Origin of the sequence: Amycolatopsis panacis, assembly GCF_003600245.1 — a bacterium.
Lineage (GTDB): Bacteria > Actinomycetota > Actinomycetes > Mycobacteriales > Pseudonocardiaceae > Amycolatopsis > Amycolatopsis sulphurea.
Genome location: NZ_QZFV01000092.1, coordinates 40,252 through 60,293, shown reverse-complemented (window position 1 = coordinate 60,293; position 20,042 = coordinate 40,252). Strand labels below are relative to the sequence as shown.

The following is a 20,042-nucleotide window of genomic DNA, read 5'->3' as shown; positions in this document are numbered from 1 at the left end:
GAGGTGTGTGCAACCACCTCGTGGCGTGCGCCGGACCGGTTTCGGGTCTGTGAAGGGACCCTTCACAGACTCAGAGTCCGTGAAGGGTCCCTTCACGGACCTCTACACCGACTTTGCCGGAACCCTGCCGGGGCGTGGGGGAGACTTCTCAGACTCCCATGGGGTGCCAGACCGTCTTGGCCTCGACGTAGCGTCGTATCCGGGAGAGATCCGGTTCGGCGGTCCAGTCGGGTTCGGTGTCCGGAACGGTGAGCACTCGTTTCACGGTGCCGGCCGCCTCTCGCGCGAGCTGGATGCGCTCGTCGGGGGTGGCTCCGGTCGGGTCGAGTGCGTTCACGTCGCCGTGTGAGGCCAGCCAGGGGCCCAGTTCGGCGGCGCGACCGGTGAGGATGTTCGCTACGCCGCCCGGAACGTCCGACGTCGCAAGGACTTCCGACAGGGTGATCGCGGGGAGTGGCCGGTCCGCGCTCGATACGACCACGGCGGTGGATCCGGTGGCCAGTACCGGCGCCAGCACGCTCACCAGCCCCAGCAGCGAGGATTCCTGCGGGGCCAACACGCCCACGACCCCGGTCGGCTCGGGCACGGTGAACGAGAAATACGGCCCGGCGACGGGGTTGGCGGCACCGAGCACCGAAGCGATCTTGTCCGTCCACCCGGCGTACCAGACCCATCGGTCGATCGCTGCGTCCACAAGGGACTCCGCCAGTGGCGCGGACCGGCCTTCGGAAGCGGCGACTTCCGCGATGAATTGAGCACGGCGGCCCTCCAGCACTTCGGCCACCCGGTAGAGCACCTGCCCCCGGTTGTATGCGGTCGCCGAGGACCAACCGGGGATGGCTTTGCGTGCGGCCACCACTGCTTCGCGCAGGTCCTTCCGCGAAGCATGCGCCGCGTTGGCCAGGAACTTGCCCGCCGAATCGGTCACCGGGTAGACCCGGCCGGATTCCGAACGCGGGAACTTGCCACCCACGTAGAGTTTGTAGGTCTTCGCCACGGAAACCCGGGATACTGTCGAGTCAGACACTGAGGTAAGCCTCCAAGCCGGTACGTCCGCCTTCCCTGCCGAACCCGGACTCCTGGTAGCCGCCGAACGGTGCGGCTGGATCGAAGCGGTTGAAGGTGTTGGCCCAGACGACTCCCGCCCGGAGCCGGTTCGCCATCCACAGGCTGCGGGAACCCTTTTCGGTCCAGATCCCGGCGGACAAGCCGTACGGGGTGTTGTTCGCCTTGGTGACCGCTTCCTCCGGGGTACGGAAGCTGAGTACCGAGAGCACCGGCCCGAAGATCTCCTCGCGGGCGATCCGCATCGACTGGTGTACGTCGGAGAACACCGTGGGGGCGAAGAAGAACCCGCGATCGGGCACCGGGCACGGGCTGGTCCAGCGCTGCGCTCCTTCGGCATCGCCGGACTCGACCAGGCCGCGGATCTTGGCCAGCTGCTCGGCCGAATTGATCGCGCCGAGATCGGTGTTCTTGTCGAGCGGATCACCCAGCCGCAGTGTGGAAACGCGGTAGCGCAGCTTGTCCAGCACCTCCTCGGCGACGGACTCCTGCACCAGCAGCCGTGATCCGGCGCAGCACACGTGGCCCTGGTTGAAGAAGATCCCGTTGACGATCCCCTCCACGGCCTGATCCAGCGGGGCGTCGTCGAACACCACGTTCGCCGCCTTGCCGCCCAGCTCGAGAGTGAGCCTTTTGCGCGTGCCCGCGACGGTGCGCTGAATCAGCTTGCCGACTTCGGTGGAACCGGTGAACGCGATCTTGTCCACGTCCGGATGCTCCACAATGGACGCACCGATGTCACCCGCGCCCGGCAGGATGTTCACCACCCCGGGCGGCAGCTCGGCCTGCTGGCAGATCTCCGCGAACACGAGTGCGGTGAGCGGGGTCGTCTCGGCGGGCTTGAGCACCACGGTGTTGCCGGTGGCCAGTGCCGGGGCGATCTTCCACGCCAGCATCAGCAGCGGGAAGTTCCACGGGATGACCTGGCCGGCCACTCCGAGCGGTTTCGGATCCGGACCGTAGCCGGCATAGCCGAGCTTGTCGGCCCATCCGGCGTGGTAGAAGAAGTGCGCCGCGGCGGTGGGCACGTCCGAATCACGCGATTCCTTGATCGGCTTGCCGTTGTCCAGCGTCTCCAGCACGGCGAGCTCGCGGGAGCGTTCCTGGATCAACCGGGCGATGCGGAAGAGGTACTTCGCCCGCTCCGCGCCCGGCATTCTGGACCAGACGGTGTCGTAGGCGTGGCGGGCCGCCCGCACCGCACTGTCCACATCGGACTTCGAGGCGGTGCCGACCTCCGCGAGGATCTCCTCGGTGGCCGGGTTGATCGTCTTGAGCGGTTCCCCGCCGCCATCCACGAATTCGCCGTTCACGAACGGCTTGTACTGGTCTTTGAGGTTGGCGATGGCGCGTGATTCCGGTGCCGGCGCGTAGTCGAAGATGCCCATGTCAGTCCACCGTCACGTAGTCGGGGCCGCTGTAGTGGCCGTCCACCTGGGTGCGGCGCTGCAGCAGCAGATCGTTGAGCAGGCTCGACGCGCCGAACCGGAACAGGTCCGGGGTGAGCCACTGCTCGCCGGCCACCTCGTGCACCGCCACGAGGTACTTGATCGCGTCCTTGGTGGTCCGGATGCCGCCCGCGGGCTTCACCCCGCGCAGCTGCCCGGTCCGCGTGAACCAGTCGTGCACCGCCTGCAGCATTACGTGCGTGACCGGCAGTGTGGCGGCGGGCGACACCTTGCCGGTCGAGGTCTTGATGAAATCGCCGCCGGCGAGCAGTGCGAGCCACGAGGCGCGGCGCACGTTGTCGTAGGTGGCCAGCTCTCCGGTTTCGAGGATCACCTTGAGGTGGGCTCCGCCGCAGGCCGCCTTGATCGCGCGGATCTCCTCGAACACGTCCAGGTAGCGGCCTTCGAGGAATGCGCCACGGTCGATCACCATGTCGACTTCGTGCGCGCCGGCCTGCACCGCGAGCGCGGTGTCGGCCAGCTTCACCTCACGACTCGTGCGGCCCGAGGGGAAACCGGTGGCCACGCTCGCCACGCGCACCGAGCTGCCCGCGAGTGCTTCGACCGCCGTCTCCACCAGGTCCGGGTACACGCAGACCGCCGCCACCCGCGGGCAGTCCTGCCGCTCGGGGTCGGGCCGCAGCGCTTTCGCCGCGAGTGCCCGGACTTTTCCCCGGGTGTCGGCGCCTTCGAGCGTGGTCAGGTCGACCATCGAGATGGCGGTGTCGATCGCCCATCGCTTGGCCTCCTTCTTGATGCTCCGGGTCCCGAGCCCCGCCGCGCGTTGCTCGACACCTACCTGGTCGACGCCGGGCAGCCCGTGCAGGAACCGCCGCAGGCTCGCATCGTCGCGAGTCACGTCCGCCAGCGCGGCCGGGGTGTCCGGCGCTGCTGACGGGCTGGTGGTAGCTGTCATACCGCTGAGTGTAGGTCCGCCACGGGTCGTGCTGGGTCACTCACCGGAATCTGTGGATGACTGAGCGGTGACAGCCGAGTTGTCCACAGATCTGCTCCGGAGCCCCCGCAGTGTCCCTGCGCGGTGGTAGACCGGAGACATCGAAGTGCAAGGCGGAACGGCCGGTTCCAGGTCCTCGACCGAATCCGGGTGCGGCACACAGAACTCGTTCCTTCTTGAAGTCTTGCGGTGGAAGGGCCATCGCTACCGCCCGTCGTCCGTACTGGGCCGTCCAGGGCAAAGATCGCGTCCGAATGGTGTGGGCAGCAGCCGTCCGCAGAGAGGGGATTGGGGACATGAACGACACCGAGATCGTGGGAAGTCCGCCGACCGGCGCCGAGGGGCTGCCAAGTGCGGCAGGTCGCCTCGTCGGTGGGCGAATGCGGCGTTGGGTACGTCGGCTCTTGACGGTGTGCTGCCGGTCGTGGCGGGGAAGCGGGGCCGGCGCGACCGGCTCAGGACTCGATTTGCGGAGCGTTCCTCGGTCGGGCCGGCTTCCGGTAGACGACCACGCCGCCCCAGAAGCCGATTCCATTGATCGTCACCGTCGGAGCAGTGGGCGGCGCCGGGGGCGCATCCGACTTGTCCTCCAGCAGGAAGCCGCCCATCAAGCCGATTCCGGTGACATTCACGTTGATGTCGTCCGGCACGGTGATCTCGATTCCGCCCATGATCGCGATGGCGGTGATCGTGCACTGCTTGTCCGCGAACCGGGCGCTGCGCAAGTCGATCTCCGTGCCGCCCCAGAACGCGAAGCTGGTGTGCTGCTGCGGCAGCACCCAGCTGCCCTTGCGGGCGGCCCCGGACATGATCCCGACGGACAGGCTCGACCCCGGGTGCCCGCCCACCCGGTTGTCCGGCAGCCCGAGTGCCCGGCCGGTGGCCGACTGCAGGGCGGCCGGCGGGGCGGCCTCGGCGCCGCCGCCGGGCAGGTCGGCGGTCACCGGCTTGAGGTCGCCGAACGTCTTCGCCGCGTAGACGACGGAAAGCCGTTCCTCGAGCTCGTTGATCGTGATGCGGCCTTCGGACAGGGCCTGGTGCAGGACCTGCGCGACCTGTTCCCGGTCGGCGTCCGAAATCCGCATCTGTTCCGGGCCAGGAATGGCTGGGTCTTCACTCACCCGGGGCAGCCTAGCCCGATCGGTGGCGCTCTGGGGTCCATCGAACGACGGATAGGGGGCAAAATGGGGCGATGTCGTCCTCTCCGGCACAGTCTCTTGCGCTACCCGGTGGCGCCGAGGTGCGCCCGCGCGGTCTCGGGCGGCCGCGCCCGGTCGGTCCCGAGCCGGAATTCGGCCTGTATCTCGGTTCCCACCGACTCCGCGCGAGGCACGACGCGACGCTCACCTGGAACCGCGAGTGGATTCACTGGCCCGATTTCCTGCTACCGCTGGACTGGGTGGGCGCTAAGCGCGACATCGAGGCACTGCACGCGCGCGCCGCCGCGGGCGAGGTGGTGGAGCTTGCCTGCCACGGTGGGGTTGGTCGCACCGGCACGGTATTGGCCTGTCTGGCTACGCTTGACGGCCTGGAGCCCGACGAAGCTGTCTCGTGGGTGCGTGCGCACTACCACCGGCGCGCTGTCGAGACTTACTGGCAACGTCGGTGGGTCCGCTGGTTCGCGAAGCGCGGTTCGGCGCGTTGCGCCGTAGGTGGCGAGTGACGGCGCTGGCGCTGGGTGCCAGCTAAGTTGTCCGGCATGGACGTGCACGTTGTCGATCACCCGCTGGCCAAAGCCCGGCTTTCCACAATGCGTGACGCTCGGACGGACAGCGCGGCGTTCCGGGCAGCGTTGCACGAGCTGACCGTGATGCTGGTGTATGAGGCCACACGGGACACTCCGGTGCGGACCGAGCGCATCCACACGCCGGTTGCCCGGACCGAGGGCTATCGGCTGGCCAGCCCGCCGTTGCTGGTTCCGGTGCTGCGGGCCGGTCTCGGCATGGCCGACCAGGCGCACACACTGATCCCCGACGCGCAGATGGGGTTCGTCGGCCTCGCGAGGGACGAAGAGACGCTCAAGCCGACCCCGTATCTCGAATCGCTGCCCGAGACGCTCGACGACCGGCCGGTGCTGGTGCTCGATCCGATGCTGGCCACCGGTGGGTCCATGGAGTACACGATCCGGCTGCTCACCGGGCGGGGTGCCACCGACGTCACCGCGATCTGTGCGCTGGCTGCGCCGGAAGGGCTCGCGCACCTGGAAGGGACCGGTTTGCCGGTGCGGGTGGTCACCGCGAGCATCGACGAGCGGCTCAACGACTCCGGGTTCATCGTGCCCGGTCTCGGCGACGCCGGGGACCGGCAGTACGGAGCGGTCTGAGTTCGTCGGGAGCGGTCGTGTCCGCGTGCCGGGGTGTGGGTCTCGGGGTCGGTGCCGGCGTGCCTGTTCGTCAGTGCGGGAGAGGGGTGCTGGAGGTGTCCGATGCGGGGCGAAGCCAGCCGAAAGCGTGGGCGCGCAACGCTTTCTCGTACCAACCGGGCAAGTCGAACCCCGAAGGGAGGGTGCCGGACATCTCCAGGGACACCAGACCGTGGACGAGGCCCCATGAGCTGACCATGATCACCTCGGGGGCTACGTCGGCGAACTGTCCCGAGGACACTCCGTCGCGGGCAACCCTCGCCAAGGGTTCCAGTGTGGCTCGGGCGAGTTTCTCGGCCTCGGCGTTCGGTTCGAAGCCGGGGACCGAGCGGGTGAACATGATCGCGTAGAGATGCGGGTCGGCGAGTGCGCTCTCCCGGTAGGCGATGCCGAGCCGCACCAGGTCCGATGCGGCGTCGCCGGTGTGGGGGACGGCGGCCAGCCGGGTCCCGAACCGGCGGAAGCCTTCCGCGTACAGCGCGTTGACCAGGTCCGGCTTGCTCCCGAAGAGCGAGTAGACCGCGGTGGTCGACGTACCTGCGTCGGCGGCGAGTTTCCGCAAGGAGAGGGCCTTGGGACCGTCGCTGGAGATCAGTTCGCCCGCCCGGTCGAGCAGCTTCAGCCGGAGTGTTTCGTCGTGCGTGCGAGGGCGAGGCATGGGCCGAGCGTAATGCAACGTTGTTATAAAACGCGAGGACGAGGCGAATGCGATAGGCGAGGAGGAAGAGGAGGAAGGGGCGCGGCGGGCTTCACCCGGTGTGGCGGGACGCGTGATCGGGAGTTGACCTGGAGTGCACTCCAGGTCGTACTGTCGAGCGCATGAGCTACTCGATAGCGGAAGCCGCACGACGTAGCGGCTTGTCGATCGACACCCTGCGGTACTACGAGCGGATCAAGCTGCTCGATCCGCCGGCCCGGGACTCCGCCGGACGGCGGGCGTATTCCGAGGACGATCTCACCTGGCTTGGGTTCCTCACCAAACTCCGGCTCACCGGCATGCCGATCAAGAGCATGCGCGAGTACGCCTCGCTGCGTGGCCACGGCGTCTCGAGCGCCGGGCGGCGCAAGGCGATCCTGGTCGAGCAGCGCCAGTCGGTGGCGGAGCGGATCGCCGAGTTGCAGGGGTGTCTCGACATCCTGGACTACAAGATCGGCAACTACGACCAGATCGAGCGCAAGACCTTCGGCAAGGCGTCGGCGTTGGAGGAGATTTCCGCGTGATCGGTACGAGGAAACTCGGCAATCTGGAGGTCGGCGCGCAGGGCCTTGGTTGCATGGGCATGAGCCACGCCTACGGCGTGCGCGACAACGACGACGAATCGATCGCCACCGTGCGCCGGGCGCTGGAGCTGGGGGTCACCCTGCTCGACACGGCCAACGTGTACGGCGCGGGCGAGAACGAGAAGCTGGTCGGCCGCGCGATCACCGGCCGTCGCGACGAGCTGGTCCTGGCGACGAAGTTCGGCATCGTCTGGACCGGTGGCGAGATGACCGCCCGTGGCGATGCGGCCTATGTGAAGCAGTGCTGTGAAGAGTCGCTGCGACGGCTCGGGGTCGACCACATCGACCTCTACTACCAGCACCGGGTCGACCCGGACGTGCCGATCGAGGAGACCTGGGGCGCGCTCGCCGAACTGGTGCAGGCCGGAAAGATCCGGTACGCGGGCATTTCCGAGGCCGGCGCCGGCACGATCCGGCGCGCGCACGCGGTGCACCCGGTCTCCGCGCTGCAGAGCGAGTGGTCCCTGTGGACGCGCGGGATCGAGGACGAGATCCTCGGCGTGTGCCGGGAGCTGGGTATCGGGCTGGTGCCGTTCTCGCCGCTCGGCCGCGGGCTCCTCACCGGCTCGGTCACCTCGTCGAAGGACCTGCCGGAGGACGACATGCGCCGCGGCATGCCCCGTTTCGCCGACGGTAACTTGGAGCGGAACCTCGCGATCGTGGACGCGCTTCGGCAGCTCGCCGCGGAAAAGGGCGCGACCGCGGGGCAGCTCGCACTGGCCTGGGTGCAGGCGAAGGGTGCCGACGTCGTCCCGATCCCGGGTACGAAACGGCGGAAGTACCTGGAGGAGAACGTCGCGGCCGTGGGGCTGGAACTGTCCGAAAAGGACATCGCGGCCATCGAACAGGCGGCTGGCCGGGATGCGGTCGCGGGTGCTCGTTACCCGGAAAGGCTTGCCCGGGCAGTCGGGAAGTAGCCGGAGGGGGCTGGCCGTAGCCGGGGGGTCACTGTGCTCCGGCTGCGGTTGGCGCCCTGGCAACAGCGTGGGCGTGGTGAAGCTGCTCGCCTGTTGTCGCGCGGCGTAGTGATGCTCGCGTGGGTCGAGCTGCGGAGTGTGTCCTTATAGGACTGTCAATTTTGCTGTCCTGCAAAGGTTTGAAGCGAGGCCGGGCGTCGCTGGGATGGTTGCGAGCGTGTGGGCAGGTGCCAGTTTGGTGGCGCGCGGGAGTGCCTGTAGCGGCTCCGCGTGGCCGGTCCGGTCGGGTGTGGCTCGGCTGATGGGGTAGCCGGGTTGAAACGGCCCGGGTCGGGGGCCCTGGAGCCCGGTGAGGGTGAGTTCTTCGCCGGGCCTCGGCGGCACGGGCTCGTGTCGGGGCGGCACAAGTTTCGTGACACCGTTTTAAAACGCTGTTACCGTAGCTGGAGTCAGCCCGAGGAGGCGAACCATGCACGGTCCGATCCAGTTGTTCACTGTTATCGCGCTCGTTTCGTTGCCCACCGTGATGTATGGCGGGTACGTCCTGAGCGGAGTACTGCGGCGAGGGCAGTTCACCGAACGGCAGCGGGGGCTGTTCCGGGCCGGGCACGCGCATGCGGGGGTGCTGCTCGTCCTGGTACTGGCCGCGTTGCAGGTGCTTTCCCGTGGGGGACTGACCGGCGGTGTGCAGTGGCTGGTCTGCTTCCTGCTGCTGTTCGGGGTGCTCGCGCAGTCCGGAGGGTTCTTCCTGGCGATGGCGCGGACGCGGCTCGGGATGGGGGTCACCACCGGGGGCGCGGTGCTGCTGGGGGCGGCCATGCTGATCACCGCCTACGGGGTCGCGTTCCCCTGAGAAAAAGGCGTGGGGCGGGTCGTTAAGCTTGGTGACGTGCCTGAATACCTGTCGACCGCGCCTGTCAAGGGGACTCGAGACTTCCTCCCCGCCGAAATGTCCGTCCGTACGCAGGTGTTCGGCCATCTCTACGAAGTCCTCGAGCGCTATGGCTTCCTTCGCTACGACGGTCCGGTGCTCGAACCCGCCGAGATCTACGAGCGGAAGTCCGGCCAGGAGATCGCCGATCAGCAGCTCTACACGCTGACCACGCGGGGCGGCGAGCGCCTGGCGTTGCGCCCGGAGATGACCCCGTCGGTGGCCCGGATGATCGCCGGGCACGCGAAGTCGCTGTCCTTCCCGGTGCGCTGGTACAGCCACCCCAACTGCCACCGCTACGAACGCCCGCAGCGTGGCCGGGTGCGCGAGCACTGGCAGATCAACGCGGACATCTTCGGTTCGGAGAGCGCGAACTGCGAGATCGAGATGTTCGAGCTGATCCACGACCTGATGGGTGCGCTCGGGGCGTCGCCGGACCTGTTCGCGGTGCGGGTCAACGACCGGAACCTGCTCTCCTCCGCGCTGACCGACGTGGCCGGGGTCGCCCCGGAACTGCTGCCGCAGGTGTTCGCGCTCGTCGACCGCTGGGAGAAGACGCCGGTCGAGGATCTCGCCGCGGCCGGGGCGGAGATCGGCTTGGCGGACAAGGAGTTCGAGAAGCTGTCCGAGACGCTCGGCGCCGGTGCCGCGCTGCTGGACGAGCTGCCTGCCGAGGTCAAGGCCGAGTCGAACCTGGTGAAGGTGCTCTCCAGCAGCGCCGCGAGCCTGGTCCGCTACGAGCCGCTGATCGTGCGCGGGCTGGCCTACTACACGTCGACCGTGTTCGAGGTCTTCGACACTTCGCCGAAGAACCGCCGCGCGCTGTTCGGCGGTGGTCGCTACGCGGACCTCGCGTCGTTGTTCACCAAGGAGCGGATCCCCGGTATCGGTTTCGGCATGGGTGACGTCACCCTGATCGACTTCCTCGACACGCACGGTCTCACGCCGCAGCCGCGCAACGAGGTCGACGTGATGGTGATTCCGGTGGCCGAGGAGCTGGCCGACCCGGCCCGCGAGGTCGCCGCGTCGCTGCGGAAGGCCGGGCTGCGCACGTCGACCCCGCTCGAACTGCGCAAGCTCGGCAAGGAGCTGACCCGCGCGGACAAGGCGGGCGCCGCCGCCGTGGTGATCGTCGGCGAGGAGGACTGGGCCGCGGGTGCGGTGACCGTCCGCAGCCTGGCGACGCGGGAGCAACGGCAGGTCCCGCTCGCCGAGGTGGCGGCCGCGGTGAACGGGCTGATCAGCCCATCCTGACGGTGGTTCGGCCGGACGGCACCCGGCCGGTGTAACCGCCGTTCGTGGAGCTGCTGCGTCGGACGGGCCGGTCAACCCCGTCACGACGGCGGCCAGGGGTTCGGCGTTGTGAGAGCAGCGCCGGGTGCCGCTCGCCAGGTGACTGCTGCCGTCGATGGGTTGATCTTGTCTCGATCGTGGTCCAGCCGGCCAGCGCTGGTAAGGGTGCCGCGTGTGGAAAAGACTGCCGTGAGAGGCGGGTTGATCGACCCACTGTGACGGCGGCTCAGCCGGACGGGGGAACTCGTCGCGATCCGGCTCGACGGCAGTACCTGTCCGGCAGCGTCGGTGCCGATGGACCGGTCTTGATCATGGTCAGGTCGGGGTAGCAATTCGGCGGCAGGCACAGCAGCACGCGGAAAACATCCGCAGCCGACAGGCGGGTCACCCTGTTCGCCCGAGAGCCCACGAAGCCAGCAGTTCGGCCACCCGAGCCGGGTGGCTGGCGAACGGTGAATGCCCGGCCCCCGGCAGCACAGCCACCCGAGCGCCGGCCGCCCGGTAGCGGGCGGCAGTCGAAACAGGGTCGTACAGCCGGTCCCGGCTGCCGAGGATCACCAGTGTGGGTACGCGAAGTTGCTCGTCGAGCGGACGTTCGGCGAGCTGTTGCCGTCGTTCCGTCAGGACGACGCGGGCCATTTGCGGGCTGGTGGCGGCGAAGTCGGCACGTGTCCGGTGCAAGGAGGTTCGACGCAAGGCGCTTGCGACGACCGGTGAGGCGGCCAGCGACCGGAGGGCCGTGCTTACCCCTGGAGCGGCGAGAAGTCCGTGTCCGGGCGGGAAAGTGGCGTGCCGGTAGTCCGGTGCCTGTCCGATGAGGACAGTTCGGGTGACGGCGCTCGTGCGGGCTGCCAGTTCAAGTACCACGTCTGCGCCGAACGAATGTCCGACGGCGGTCAGTTCGGGAAAATCGTGTACGGCGTTCGCGAGTGCGTGGGCTTGGGAACGGGCGTCGAGGCCGGTGTGCCCGCCGGTCCGGCCGTGGCCGCGCAGGTCCGCGCGGATCAGCCGGAACCGGTCGGACAGTAGCTCGGCGACCTGGTCGTACCCGCGCAGGGAACCGCAGAAGCCGTGCACCAGAAGCAACGCCGGGGCGTCCTTGGGACCTTCGACGAGGACGTTCACTCCTTCGCCATGGCGCGGCCGGCGGCTCGGCCGGAGAAGATGCAGCCGCCGAGGAAGCTGCCTTCGAGTGCGTTGTAGCCATGTACGCCGCCGCCACCGAATCCGGCGACCTCTCCTGCTGCGTACAGGCCTGGCAGCGGCGTACCGTCCGTACGCAGCGCGCGGGAGTCCAGATCGGTTTGTATACCGCCCAAGGTCTTGCGGGTCAGGATGTTCAGCCGCACCGCGATCAGCGGGCCGTGTGCCGGGTCCAGGATGCGGTGGGGTTTCACGACGCGCGCGACGCGGTCGCCGACGAATCGGCGGGCGTTCGCGACGGCCATCAGCTGCAGGTCCTTCGAGTACGGGTTGCCCACCTCCATATCGCGGGCCACGATCTGCCGGGTCAGCTCCGCCGGGTCCAGGATGGGGCCGCGGGAGAGCTTGTTCATGCCCTCGACCAGCGCGGGGACGTTGTCGGCCACCACGAAATCCACGCCGTGGCGTTTGAACGCGTCGACCGGTCCGGGCGCGCCCTTCGCCGCGCGGCTCGCCAGCGTCCGGCGCAGGCTCTTTCCGGTGATGTCCGGGTTCTGCTCGGACCCGGACAGCATGAACTCCTTCTCCAGGATGGTCTGGGTGAGCACGAACCACGAATAGTCGTACCCGGTCGACAGGATCGTCTTGAGTGTGCGGTTCGTGTCGAAGCCGGGGAAGTCCGGGGCGGGCAGCCGGGCGCCGGTCGCGTCGAACCACAGCGAGGACGGGCCGGGGATGATCCGGATGGCGTGGTCCGGCCAGATCGGGTCCCAGTTGTGCAGGCCCTCGGTGTAGTGCCACATCCGATCGCGGTTGACCACGCGCGCGCCCGCGCTCTCGCTGATGCCGATCATCCGGCCGTCCACGTGGGCGGGCACGCCGGGGATCATGGTCCGCGGCACCGGACCCAGCCGTTCGACCGGCCAGTTGCGCCGGACCAGCTCGTGGTTGTGGCCGATCCCGCCGGAGGACACCAGGACGGCCTTCGCGCGGAATTCGAAATCGCCCGCCTTCTCCCGCGACGACTTGACGCCGCGGGGCTGATCGCTGGGTACCAGCACGGTGCCGCGTACGCCGGTCACCACCTCGTCCTCGATCACCAGCTCGTCGACCTGGTGGCGGAAGGCGAACTGCACGAGGCCGCGGCGTTCCCCGTCCAGCACCGGTTCCGCGAACACACGCACCACTTCAGGGCCGGTTCCCCAGGTGAGGTGGAACCGCGGCACCGAGTTGCCGTGCCCGCCCGCCATCCCGCCGCCGCGCTCGGCCCAGCCGACCATCGGGGTGACGCGCAGCCCGAGGTCGTACAGGTACTGGCGCTTCTCCGTGGCCGCGAACCGTACGTACGCCTCCGCCCAGCGGCGTGCCCACGAGTCCTCGTCGTCGCGGTCGAAACCGGCCGAATCGAGCCAGTCGCGCAATGCCAGCCCGTGGGAGTCCTTGATACCGAGCCGACGCTGCTCCGGGCTGTCCACGAAAAACAGCCCGCCCAGCGACCAGAACGCCTGCCCGCCGAGGTTGGCCCGGTTCTCCTGGTCCAGCACGAGCACCCGGCGCCCGGCCCGGACCAGCTCGTGGGTGGCGACGAGGCCGGCCAGACCCGCGCCGACCACGATCACGTCGGGTTCGAACGTCATTCCCGGTCTCCTTCGCTGTAGGCCGTGAGCACGTGCATGGCGAGTTCGGCGCGCCGTTGCCGGATGCGCGGATTGTCCGGTTCCATCAGGCATTGCACCATGGTCCCGTCGTGCACCGCGATGAGCGCCTGGCCGAGCGCGACCCGGTCCGGCACCGTACGGCCGATCCGGGCGAGCAGCCCTTCGAGAAACGGCATCAGCGCGCCGGCGATCGCCTCCTCGCGGGCGGTCATCACCTGGCGCAGCGTGGGATGGCGCAGGGCATGGGTGGTGAACTCGGCGCTCACGCGGTACCAGACATCGTCCATCGGGATCGCCGGCAGCAGGTACTCGACCACGTCCCGGACGGTGCGCACCCCCTGGGCCTCGGTGCGTTCGAAGGCGGTGCGCAGCCCGGCGATCAGCTCGGCCGAACGGCGTTCCCACATGGCCAGGAACAGCTCGTCGAGGGAGGCGAAATTGGAGTAGAAGGCGCCCCGCGTGTATCCCGCGCGCTCGCACACTTGCTCCACTGTGGACCGTCCGAAGCCCTCCTCGGCGAATACCAGGAGTGCTGCTTCGAGCAGCCGGCGGCGGGTCTCGGCACGACGGCGCGGTACCCGGCCGGCGGTCGGTGCCGGCATCACGTGACTCCCCATTTCAATACTTTTCTGTACTGGATACACCCGTGTATCGAGTGCGCGCAAGGCATCGGCGGGGAATTCGGATGTCTTTCCGGAATTTCCGGGCTCGGCCGCTCGTCATGATCGACACTTTGTAGTACTCTGGCATCAGTCAAGGTTGAACGCCTCGCAGCGATCCCTTGACCAGGCCTGTTGCCGGAGGTCGACCCCCAGGGCTTCCGGTGACAGGCCCCTTTACTTTTCCGGGCTCGGTCGATTTCCGGCGGCTCCACGGTTGTTGCTCATGTGAGCGGGCTGAGGCTTCACATGAAGGAGGCTCACATGAGGGTCGCCGCGAGGGTGCCGCCCAATTCGGTGAGTGCCGCCAGTTCGGCTTTGCCCGGTTCGCCGGTGATCAGGACCGGATCGGCCACGCGCTGCCAGCCCAGCCCGGTGGTGATGGCGTCGAGCTGGCGGACGGTGCCCGAAGTGTCGTTGTTGCCGTGCACGTAGGCACCGAACGGCCGGCCCTGGGTCGCGTCGAGGCACGGGTAGTAGATGGTGTCGAAGAAATGCTTCAGTGCGCCGCTCATACTGCCGAGGTTCGCCGGGGTGCCCAGCAGGTAGCCGTCCGCGGCCAGCACGTCGGCAGCCGTCGCGCCGAGCGCGGGCCGCCGCACGACGTCCACGCCCTCGATGTCCGGGTGCTTCGCCCCGGCCAGCGCGGCCTCGAACATCGCCTGCATGGCGGGCGACGGCGTGTGGTGCACGATCAGCAGCGTTGGCATGTCCGCAGCCTGCCATTGGTTGCAGGGCAGCGCATCCGTCACCGCAGGAGGGCGGTGATCTCCTGCCGGACGGCGTCGAGCAGCGCCCCGGCCCGGTCGCGGGCCTCGGCCAGTTCGTCCCGGACCGGCGTGACCACCTGCAGGTACGCCTTGAGCTTCGGTTCGGTGCCCGAGGGCCGGACGACCACCCGCACGCCGTCTCCCTGCAGCCGGATGACGTCCGCGTCCGGGAGGAGGTCCTCCAGTGTCACGGGGACACTGCCGAGGGTGGTCGGCGGGTCGGTGCGCACTGCGGTCATCAGCCGGCCGCGGACGGCCAGATCGGTGACCCGCAAGGAAACCTGGTCGGTGAGGTGCACGCCGTGCCGGCGGGCGATGTCGTCGAGGACGTCCAGCGGGGTGCGGCCCTCGGCCTTGAGGCCGGCTGTCAGTCCGGCGGCCACGACGGCGGCCGCGACGGCGTCCTTGTCCCGTACGAAACCGGGGTTCACGCACAGCCCGAGTGCCTCTTCGTAGGCGAAGATCAGCCCTTCGCCCGCCCGGACCAGCCATTTGAACCCGGTCAGCGTCTCGGCGTACCGGGCGCCGCGCTCCTTCGCCAGCTCGCCGAGCAGCGAGGAGGACACGATGGTGGTGGCGACCAGTGGATCTGTACTGTCCGTTGTGGACAGTAGATGCGCGCCGAGCAGGACGCCGGTCTCGTCGCCGCGCAGCATCCGCCATTCCCCGCCCGGGGTGCGCACGCCGAGTGCGCACCGGTCCGCGTCCGGGTCCAGCGCCACCGCCAGGTCTGCGTCCACTGTGGACGCCAGAGTCAGCAGCAGGTCGGTGGCGCCGGGTTCCTCCGGGTTCGGGAACGATACGGTCGGGAAATCGGCGTCCGGTTCGGCTTGCTCGGTAACCAGATGCAGGTCCGTGAAGCCGGCCTGATGCAGCGCCGCGCGCAGCGTTTCCGCGCCGACGCCGTGCAGCGCGGTGGCTGCGATCCGCAGGCTCCGCGTGGCGCCAGGGGAAAGCGCGGCCACTTCGTCCAGGTATGCCGCACGCGGGTCGACGATTTCCGCACCTGCGGCGCGTGGCACGTCCGCCGCGGCGGGGGCCGCCTGAATGGCCTGCTCGATCTCGCCGTCCGACGGGGGCACGATCTGGCCGCCGGTCTCGTCGTAGAGCTTGTACCCGTTGTCCGCAGGCGGATTGTGCGACGCGGTGATCTGAATCCCGGCCACCGCTTGGTAGTGCAGCACGGCATAGGCCAGCAACGGCGTCGGTAGCGGCTTCGGCAGGACTTTTACCACGAATCCGGCAGCGGTGAGCACTTCCGCTGCCGCGGTGGCGAAGTCCTCCGAACCGTGCCGGGCATCGCGGCCGAGCACGACCACCCCTCCCGCGTGTCCGTGAGCGGTCAGCCAGGCGGCGACGCCGGCGGTGGTCCGTGTGACCACCGCGACGTTCATGCCGTTCGGCCCCGCCCGTACCGGTCCGCGCAGGCCCGCGGTGCCGAACTCCAGCGGCCCGGCCATCCGGTCGGCGAGTTCCCCGGCCGCCCCGGGCTCCTGGTCGGCCGCGCGGGCCAGGATCTTCGCCAGCTCCGCGCGGGAGGCGGGATCCGGATCGCCGTCGATCCAGCGTTCGGCAGCGGCTCGCAGCTCGGCGGGAAGTGTGTTCGGCACCGGCTCAGCCTAACGGCGGAGAACCTGATCTTCGGGGTGTGTTTTCGCTAGGCTCGAAGAATGCGATTGCTTTTCACCTCATTGGCCTCACCAGGGCACCTCTACCCGCTGCTGCCGCTCGCAGTCGCCGCCCGCGACGCCGGGCACGAAGTCGTTTTCGCGACGGCTGACGAGTTCCACCCGACGCTGGGCAGCGCTGGCCTCGAAGCCGCTTCGGCTGGGATCAGCCTCCAGGACGCGGTCCAGCGGGCCTTCGCCAGCGAAAACCGGACCCAGGGCGAGGTCCCGCTGGAGGAGATGGGTGTGGCGATCGGCCGGATGTTCGGCCAGGTGCTGCCGGAGCTGTTCATGGCCGACCTGGTGCCGCTGATCGAGCAGCGTCGTCCGGATCTCGTGGTGTACGAGATCTCCAACGCGGGCGGGTTGTTCGCCGCGCACACCACCGGGGTGCCGGCCATCTGTCATGGCTACGGCAGGGTCACCATCAACGACGAACGCGAGACGGAGGTACGGGAGCGCTTCTGCGCGACCGGCTCGAAATATGGGCTGACCGGGGATCCGCAGCTGGGCTGGGGTAAGCCGTTCGTGGACATCTGCCCGCCGTCTCTGCAGGACCCGGCGTTTCTGGCCGACGCGCGGCGGCTGTCGATGCGGCCGACCGGCTGGAGCGAGCCGGGCGAGCTGCCGGCCGGGGTGGCCGGCCGGGACCGCGGGCGTCCGCTCGTGTACCTGACGCTGGGCACCACCATGATGAGCCAAGCCCACCTGCTGACCGCTGCCATACAGGGCCTGGCCTCGCTGGAGGTGGACGTGCTCGTGGCCACCGGACCGGCGGTGAACGTCGCCGAACTCGGTGAGGTTCCCCCGAACGTGCGGCTCGAGGCGTGGCTGCCGCAGTCGGAGCTGCTGCCGCACGTCGACCTGGCGGTACATCACGGCGGCAGCGGGACGACCATGAGCGCGCTGGCGGCCGGCGTCCCGCAGCTGGTGCTGCCGCAGGGGGCGGACCAGTTCAGCAATGCCGAAGCCGTGACCCACGCCGGGCTGGGCAGCCGCCTGATCAAGGACGAGATGACCGCGGAAACGGTGCGGGACAACGCAAAACGTCTGCTCACCGACACCGCGGTGGCCGACGTGGTGCGCAAGGTGGCCGAGGAGATCGAGGGCATGCCTTCGCCGGAAGAGGTCGCGACGCAGCTGCCGCAGTACGCCTGACGTGGTCCCGGCCCCGGCATCGAGCCGGGGCCGGGCCGCGTGGGTCAGGCGCGGGCGACGAGTTCCTTCAGCAGCGAGCCCATCCGGGTCGCCGACCGATGGCCCGCTTCGAGCACCTCTTCGTGGTTCAGCGGTTCCGCGGTCATGCCCGCGGCCAGATTCGTGACCAGCGAAAGACCGAACACCTCGAGTCCGGCCGCGCGGGCCGCGATCGCTTCCAGCACGGTCGACATGCCGACCAGGTCCGCACCCAGCGTGCGCAGCATCCGGATTTCGGCAGGTGTTTCGAAGTGCGGGCCGGTCAGCCCGGCGTACACGCCCTCTTCCAGCGACCCGTCGATGTCCTTGGCCAGCTTCCGCAGCCGCGCCGCGTACAGATCGGTCAGGTCGACGAAGTTCGCGCCGACGATCGGGGAACGCGCGGTCAGGTTGAGGTGATCGGAGATCAGCACCGGCTGGCCCACGCTCATGCCCTCGCGCAGTCCGCCGGCCGCGTTGGTCAGCAGCACCGTGCGCACACCCGCGGCGGCGGCCGTGCGCACGTTCTGCACCACCGGGGCGATGCCCTTGCCTTCGTAGAAGTGCGTGCGGCCGAGCAGGATCAGCACACGCTTGTCGCCGATCCGCAGCGATCGCACGGTGCCGCCGTGGCCGAGTGCGCCGGGAGCGGTGAAGCCCGGCAGGTCGTCGAACGGGATCTCCGCTTCGGCGGTTCCGATCACGTCCGCGGCCGGGCGCCAGCCCGAGCCGAGCACCACTGCGATGTCGTGCCGCTCCAGGCCGGTCCGCTCGGCGATGACGGCCGCGGCCGCCGTCTCCTCGTTACTCATACCGGCGAGCGTATCGACCTGCCGCCGCCTCCCCGCCGATTCCGCTCAGGATGCCCCGGGAAGGTTGAGTGTCGGCCGGATCTGGCCGAACGTGTTGCCTGCCGTGTCCTCCTGTTCGGCGGGCACGGTCAGCGACAGCACCCACAGGTCACCGCCGACCGGCCGCATGAAGGCGAAGGTCGCGCGGGTGATCGCGCTCGTGCTCTTGCCCCGGCCGTGCTCCACCGTCCGGTAGGTCACGTCGTCACCCTTGTCGGACGGGGTGGGGCCCTGGACGATGCGGAAGGCACCGTCGCCGCCCCCGGGATCCGGGTTCAGGGAGTTCAGGTACTCGTCCATGCTGTACTGCCGGTTGATGAAGCCCTCGAACCGTTCGAGCTGCAGCGATTGCCTGCCGTCCGGCGAGATGTACTGCACCACCGAGGACGGTCCCAGCCTGGACTTGTGGGTCGCGATGAAGCGCTGCCAGTCCTCCGGCACCGACACGCTGTAGGAGCTGTCGCGGGTCAGGTTCGCGGTCGTGCTGGCGTTGCCCTGGCGAGTGACCAGCTTCGCCTGCTTCGGCGCGGACTCGATCGGCGCGCTCGCCGGCGAGGCGCTGCCGCTCTCCGGCAGCAGCGTTTCGCCGCTGATCACCCGCGCCAGCACGAAGCCGCCGCCGCCCGCGATGAGGAACAGCAGCACCGAACCGAGCACCAAGGCAGTCGTGGCCAGCGGGCTGCGCCGGCGCCGCGGCGGGATCGGCGAGGTGAACGTGGCCGGTGGCGTAGCGGCGGGTGGCAGGCCGGGGAACGACGGCATCGGCAGGGCCGGTAGGGCGGCCGAGCCGGTGGAACCGGACGAGCCGGTCAGGAACGGCAGCGGACCGGGATCGGCCGCCAGCGGCGCGGGCTGCACACCGGAATCGCGGCGCGGAGCGGGTGCGACGGTCTTGACCACCTGGGTGTCCGTGGCGTCCAGGTGCGCCGAGGTCCGCTGCCCGTCCGGGGTGCGGAACAGCTCGGGGCCGAACAGGTCGAGCGCGGTCTTGCCCTGCATGGGGTACAGCCGGTGGCGCACCTCGCGCAGCGAGATCCGCTTTTCCGGCTCCTTCTTCATCAGCGCGGTGATCACGTCGGCCAGCGGGCCCGGACGCGGGCGCGGGACGCGGCCGTTGACCACTTTGCCCACGGTCTCCAACGGGTCGCCGTCCGCGTCATACGGCGGGGCGCCCTCCACCGCGGCGAAGAGCGTGGCGCCGAGCCCCCACAGGTCGGCGCCCGGCGTGACGGGGCCGCCGGACGCGACTTCCGGGGCGATGTAGGCCGGCGAGCCGAGCATGATCCCGGTTCCGGTCATGGTGGCTTCGGAGACGTTGCGGGCGATACCGAAGTCGGTCAGCTTGATCCGGCCGTCGCTGGCGACCAGCACGTTGCCCGGTTTCACGTCGCGGTGCGTGATGCCCGCGTCGTGCGCGGCTTCGAGCGCGGCCGCCACGGCGATGCCGACCGTCGCGGCCTGTTCGACGGTGAGCGGCCCGTGGTCGCGCAGGATGTGCGCGAGGCTGCGCGAGGGCAGCAGCTCCATGACCACGAACGGCTCGTCGTGCTCGCGGGCGACGTCGTGCAGGATGATCACGTTGGGGTGGGACAGCACGGCGATCGCGCGCGCCTCCCGCAGCGTCCGCTCGCGCAGCTCGTCCGCCTGCGCCGCCGGGATGCCCGGTGGCACCTTCATCTCCTTGACTGCCACCGGCCGGTGCAGGAACTCGTCGTAGGCCGACCAGACGGTGCCCATCGACCCGGAGCCGAGCACCGAGCGCAGCCGGTACCGGCCCGCGATCACTCGCGGCGGAAGGCCCGGCAGACCGTTCGCGGGTTCTGCTTTCTCCGAGGACACCCCTTGATTGTGGCCTAAGGCACCGAC

Annotated in this window: 19 protein-coding genes; 7 read left to right on the top strand and 12 right to left on the bottom strand. The window is 69.2% G+C overall.

What is annotated here, in order from left to right; genetic code table 11:
- Window positions 1-148: 148 nt before the first annotated feature.
- The 4 genes from D5S19_RS19260 to D5S19_RS19245 all read right to left on the bottom strand — a co-directional run bounded on the left by D5S19_RS19260 (window position 149) and on the right by D5S19_RS19245 (window position 4,553).
- Window positions 149-1,027, bottom strand: coding sequence for an aldehyde dehydrogenase family protein (locus tag D5S19_RS19260; RefSeq protein ID WP_120024731.1), 879 nt, complete (start codon window positions 1,025-1,027; stop codon window positions 149-151).
- Window positions 1,020-2,453, bottom strand: a complete 1,434-nt coding sequence (locus D5S19_RS19255; RefSeq protein WP_120024730.1) for an aldehyde dehydrogenase family protein — start codon at window positions 2,451-2,453, stop codon at window positions 1,020-1,022. Before D5S19_RS19255 ends, D5S19_RS19260 begins: the two co-directional genes overlap by 8 nt.
- A 1-nt stretch (window position 2,454) precedes the next feature.
- Complete coding sequence (deoC, locus tag D5S19_RS19250; protein ID WP_120024729.1) at window positions 2,455-3,429, bottom strand: deoxyribose-phosphate aldolase; 975 nt, start codon at window positions 3,427-3,429, stop codon at window positions 2,455-2,457.
- A 494-nt stretch (window positions 3,430-3,923) separates the two neighbouring features.
- Complete coding sequence (locus tag D5S19_RS19245) at window positions 3,924-4,553, bottom strand: DUF1707 SHOCT-like domain-containing protein (RefSeq protein WP_120024728.1); 630 nt, start codon at window positions 4,551-4,553, stop codon at window positions 3,924-3,926.
- A gap of 107 nt (window positions 4,554-4,660) precedes the next feature.
- Here D5S19_RS19245 and D5S19_RS19240 point away from each other — a divergent pair, with 107 nt between their 5' ends.
- The gene (locus tag D5S19_RS19240) at window positions 4,661-5,131 is read left to right on the top strand and encodes a protein-tyrosine phosphatase family protein (protein ID WP_120024727.1); all 471 of its coding nucleotides are present in this window, start codon (window positions 4,661-4,663) and stop codon (window positions 5,129-5,131) included.
- Between the two features lie 36 nt (window positions 5,132-5,167).
- Window positions 5,168-5,791: a uracil phosphoribosyltransferase gene (gene upp, locus D5S19_RS19235; protein ID WP_120024726.1), complete on the top strand. Its 624-nt coding sequence runs from the start codon at window positions 5,168-5,170 to the stop codon at window positions 5,789-5,791.
- Window positions 5,792-5,861: 70 nt separating this feature from the next.
- On the opposite strand, the gene D5S19_RS19230 is transcribed toward upp, so the two are convergent.
- Window positions 5,862-6,488: a TetR/AcrR family transcriptional regulator gene (locus tag D5S19_RS19230; protein ID WP_120024725.1), complete on the bottom strand. Its 627-nt coding sequence runs from the start codon at window positions 6,486-6,488 to the stop codon at window positions 5,862-5,864.
- A gap of 161 nt (window positions 6,489-6,649) precedes the next feature.
- On the opposite strand from D5S19_RS19230, the gene D5S19_RS19225 reads away from it, so the two are divergent.
- The 4 genes from D5S19_RS19225 (at window position 6,650) to hisS (ending at window position 10,213) form a co-directional block, all read left to right on the top strand.
- The gene (locus tag D5S19_RS19225) at window positions 6,650-7,051 is read left to right on the top strand and encodes a MerR family transcriptional regulator (RefSeq protein ID WP_120024724.1); all 402 of its coding nucleotides are present in this window, start codon (window positions 6,650-6,652) and stop codon (window positions 7,049-7,051) included.
- On the top strand, window positions 7,048-8,028 hold the full coding sequence (locus tag D5S19_RS19220) for an aldo/keto reductase (RefSeq protein ID WP_199730574.1): 981 nt from the start codon (window positions 7,048-7,050) through the stop codon (window positions 8,026-8,028). The genes D5S19_RS19225 and D5S19_RS19220 overlap by 4 nt, the downstream gene beginning before the upstream one ends.
- A gap of 469 nt (window positions 8,029-8,497) precedes the next feature.
- The gene (locus tag D5S19_RS19215; protein ID WP_120024723.1) at window positions 8,498-8,881 is read left to right on the top strand and encodes a hypothetical protein; all 384 of its coding nucleotides are present in this window, start codon (window positions 8,498-8,500) and stop codon (window positions 8,879-8,881) included.
- A 36-nt stretch (window positions 8,882-8,917) separates the two neighbouring features.
- A complete protein-coding gene (gene hisS, locus D5S19_RS19210) occupies window positions 8,918-10,213 on the top strand; it encodes a histidine--tRNA ligase (RefSeq protein ID WP_120024722.1) in 1,296 nt (431 codons plus the stop codon).
- A 423-nt stretch (window positions 10,214-10,636) separates the two neighbouring features.
- Here hisS and D5S19_RS19205 read toward each other — a convergent pair whose 3' ends face one another.
- From D5S19_RS19205 to D5S19_RS19185, 5 genes are all read right to left on the bottom strand, one after another.
- Window positions 10,637-11,377: an alpha/beta fold hydrolase gene (locus D5S19_RS19205; RefSeq protein ID WP_120024721.1), complete on the bottom strand. Its 741-nt coding sequence runs from the start codon at window positions 11,375-11,377 to the stop codon at window positions 10,637-10,639.
- Window positions 11,374-13,032, bottom strand: a complete 1,659-nt coding sequence (locus D5S19_RS19200; protein WP_120024720.1) for an FAD-binding dehydrogenase — start codon at window positions 13,030-13,032, stop codon at window positions 11,374-11,376. The genes D5S19_RS19205 and D5S19_RS19200 overlap by 4 nt, the downstream gene beginning before the upstream one ends.
- Complete coding sequence (locus tag D5S19_RS19195; RefSeq protein WP_120024719.1) at window positions 13,029-13,655, bottom strand: TetR/AcrR family transcriptional regulator; 627 nt, start codon at window positions 13,653-13,655, stop codon at window positions 13,029-13,031. Before D5S19_RS19195 ends, D5S19_RS19200 begins: the two co-directional genes overlap by 4 nt.
- Before the next feature lie 317 nt (window positions 13,656-13,972).
- Window positions 13,973-14,422: a flavodoxin family protein gene (locus D5S19_RS19190; protein ID WP_120024738.1), complete on the bottom strand. Its 450-nt coding sequence runs from the start codon at window positions 14,420-14,422 to the stop codon at window positions 13,973-13,975.
- Between the two features lie 38 nt (window positions 14,423-14,460).
- On the bottom strand, window positions 14,461-16,092 hold the full coding sequence (locus D5S19_RS19185; RefSeq protein WP_120024718.1) for a phospho-sugar mutase: 1,632 nt from the start codon (window positions 16,090-16,092) through the stop codon (window positions 14,461-14,463).
- Between the two features lie 60 nt (window positions 16,093-16,152).
- Here D5S19_RS19185 and D5S19_RS19180 point away from each other — a divergent pair, with 60 nt between their 5' ends.
- Window positions 16,153-17,307 carry a glycosyltransferase gene (locus D5S19_RS19180; RefSeq protein ID WP_120024717.1) on the top strand — a complete coding sequence of 385 codons (1,155 nt, stop codon included), beginning with the start codon at window positions 16,153-16,155 and terminating at the stop codon, window positions 17,305-17,307.
- A 44-nt stretch (window positions 17,308-17,351) separates the two neighbouring features.
- Here D5S19_RS19180 and D5S19_RS19175 read toward each other — a convergent pair whose 3' ends face one another.
- Together D5S19_RS19175 and D5S19_RS19170 are read right to left on the bottom strand one after the other, a co-directional pair.
- Window positions 17,352-18,137: a purine-nucleoside phosphorylase gene (locus D5S19_RS19175; RefSeq protein WP_120024716.1), complete on the bottom strand. Its 786-nt coding sequence runs from the start codon at window positions 18,135-18,137 to the stop codon at window positions 17,352-17,354.
- A 45-nt stretch (window positions 18,138-18,182) separates the two neighbouring features.
- Window positions 18,183-20,015 carry a serine/threonine-protein kinase gene (locus tag D5S19_RS19170; protein ID WP_267901133.1) on the bottom strand — a complete coding sequence of 611 codons (1,833 nt, stop codon included), beginning with the start codon at window positions 20,013-20,015 and terminating at the stop codon, window positions 18,183-18,185.
- Between the last annotated feature and the right edge of the window lie 27 nt (window positions 20,016-20,042).

What these genes read in the sequence shown, in the direction of transcription:
- D5S19_RS19255 (WP_120024730.1), bottom strand. Translation starts at nt 2,453, where the DNA reads ATGGGCATCTTCGACTACGCGCCGGCACCGGAATCACGCGCCATCGCC.
- deoC (WP_120024729.1), bottom strand. Translation starts at nt 3,429, where the DNA reads ATGACAGCTACCACCAGCCCGTCAGCAGCGCCGGACACCCCGGCCGCG.
- D5S19_RS19245 (WP_120024728.1), bottom strand. Translation starts at nt 4,553, where the DNA reads ATGCGGATTTCGGACGCCGACCGGGAACAGGTCGCGCAGGTCCTGCAC.
- D5S19_RS19240 (WP_120024727.1), top strand. Translation starts at nt 4,661, where the DNA reads ATGTCGTCCTCTCCGGCACAGTCTCTTGCGCTACCCGGTGGCGCCGAG.
- upp (WP_120024726.1), top strand. Translation starts at nt 5,168, where the DNA reads ATGGACGTGCACGTTGTCGATCACCCGCTGGCCAAAGCCCGGCTTTCC.
- D5S19_RS19230 (WP_120024725.1), bottom strand. Translation starts at nt 6,488, where the DNA reads ATGCCTCGCCCTCGCACGCACGACGAAACACTCCGGCTGAAGCTGCTC.
- D5S19_RS19225 (WP_120024724.1), top strand. Translation starts at nt 6,650, where the DNA reads ATGAGCTACTCGATAGCGGAAGCCGCACGACGTAGCGGCTTGTCGATC.
- D5S19_RS19215 (WP_120024723.1), top strand. Translation starts at nt 8,498, where the DNA reads ATGCACGGTCCGATCCAGTTGTTCACTGTTATCGCGCTCGTTTCGTTG.
- D5S19_RS19200 (WP_120024720.1), bottom strand. Translation starts at nt 13,032, where the DNA reads ATGACGTTCGAACCCGACGTGATCGTGGTCGGCGCGGGTCTGGCCGGC.
- D5S19_RS19195 (WP_120024719.1), bottom strand. Translation starts at nt 13,655, where the DNA reads ATGCCGGCACCGACCGCCGGCCGGGTACCGCGCCGTCGTGCCGAGACC.
- D5S19_RS19190 (WP_120024738.1), bottom strand. Translation starts at nt 14,422, where the DNA reads ATGCCAACGCTGCTGATCGTGCACCACACGCCGTCGCCCGCCATGCAG.
- D5S19_RS19180 (WP_120024717.1), top strand. Translation starts at nt 16,153, where the DNA reads ATGCGATTGCTTTTCACCTCATTGGCCTCACCAGGGCACCTCTACCCG.
- D5S19_RS19175 (WP_120024716.1), bottom strand. Translation starts at nt 18,137, where the DNA reads ATGAGTAACGAGGAGACGGCGGCCGCGGCCGTCATCGCCGAGCGGACC.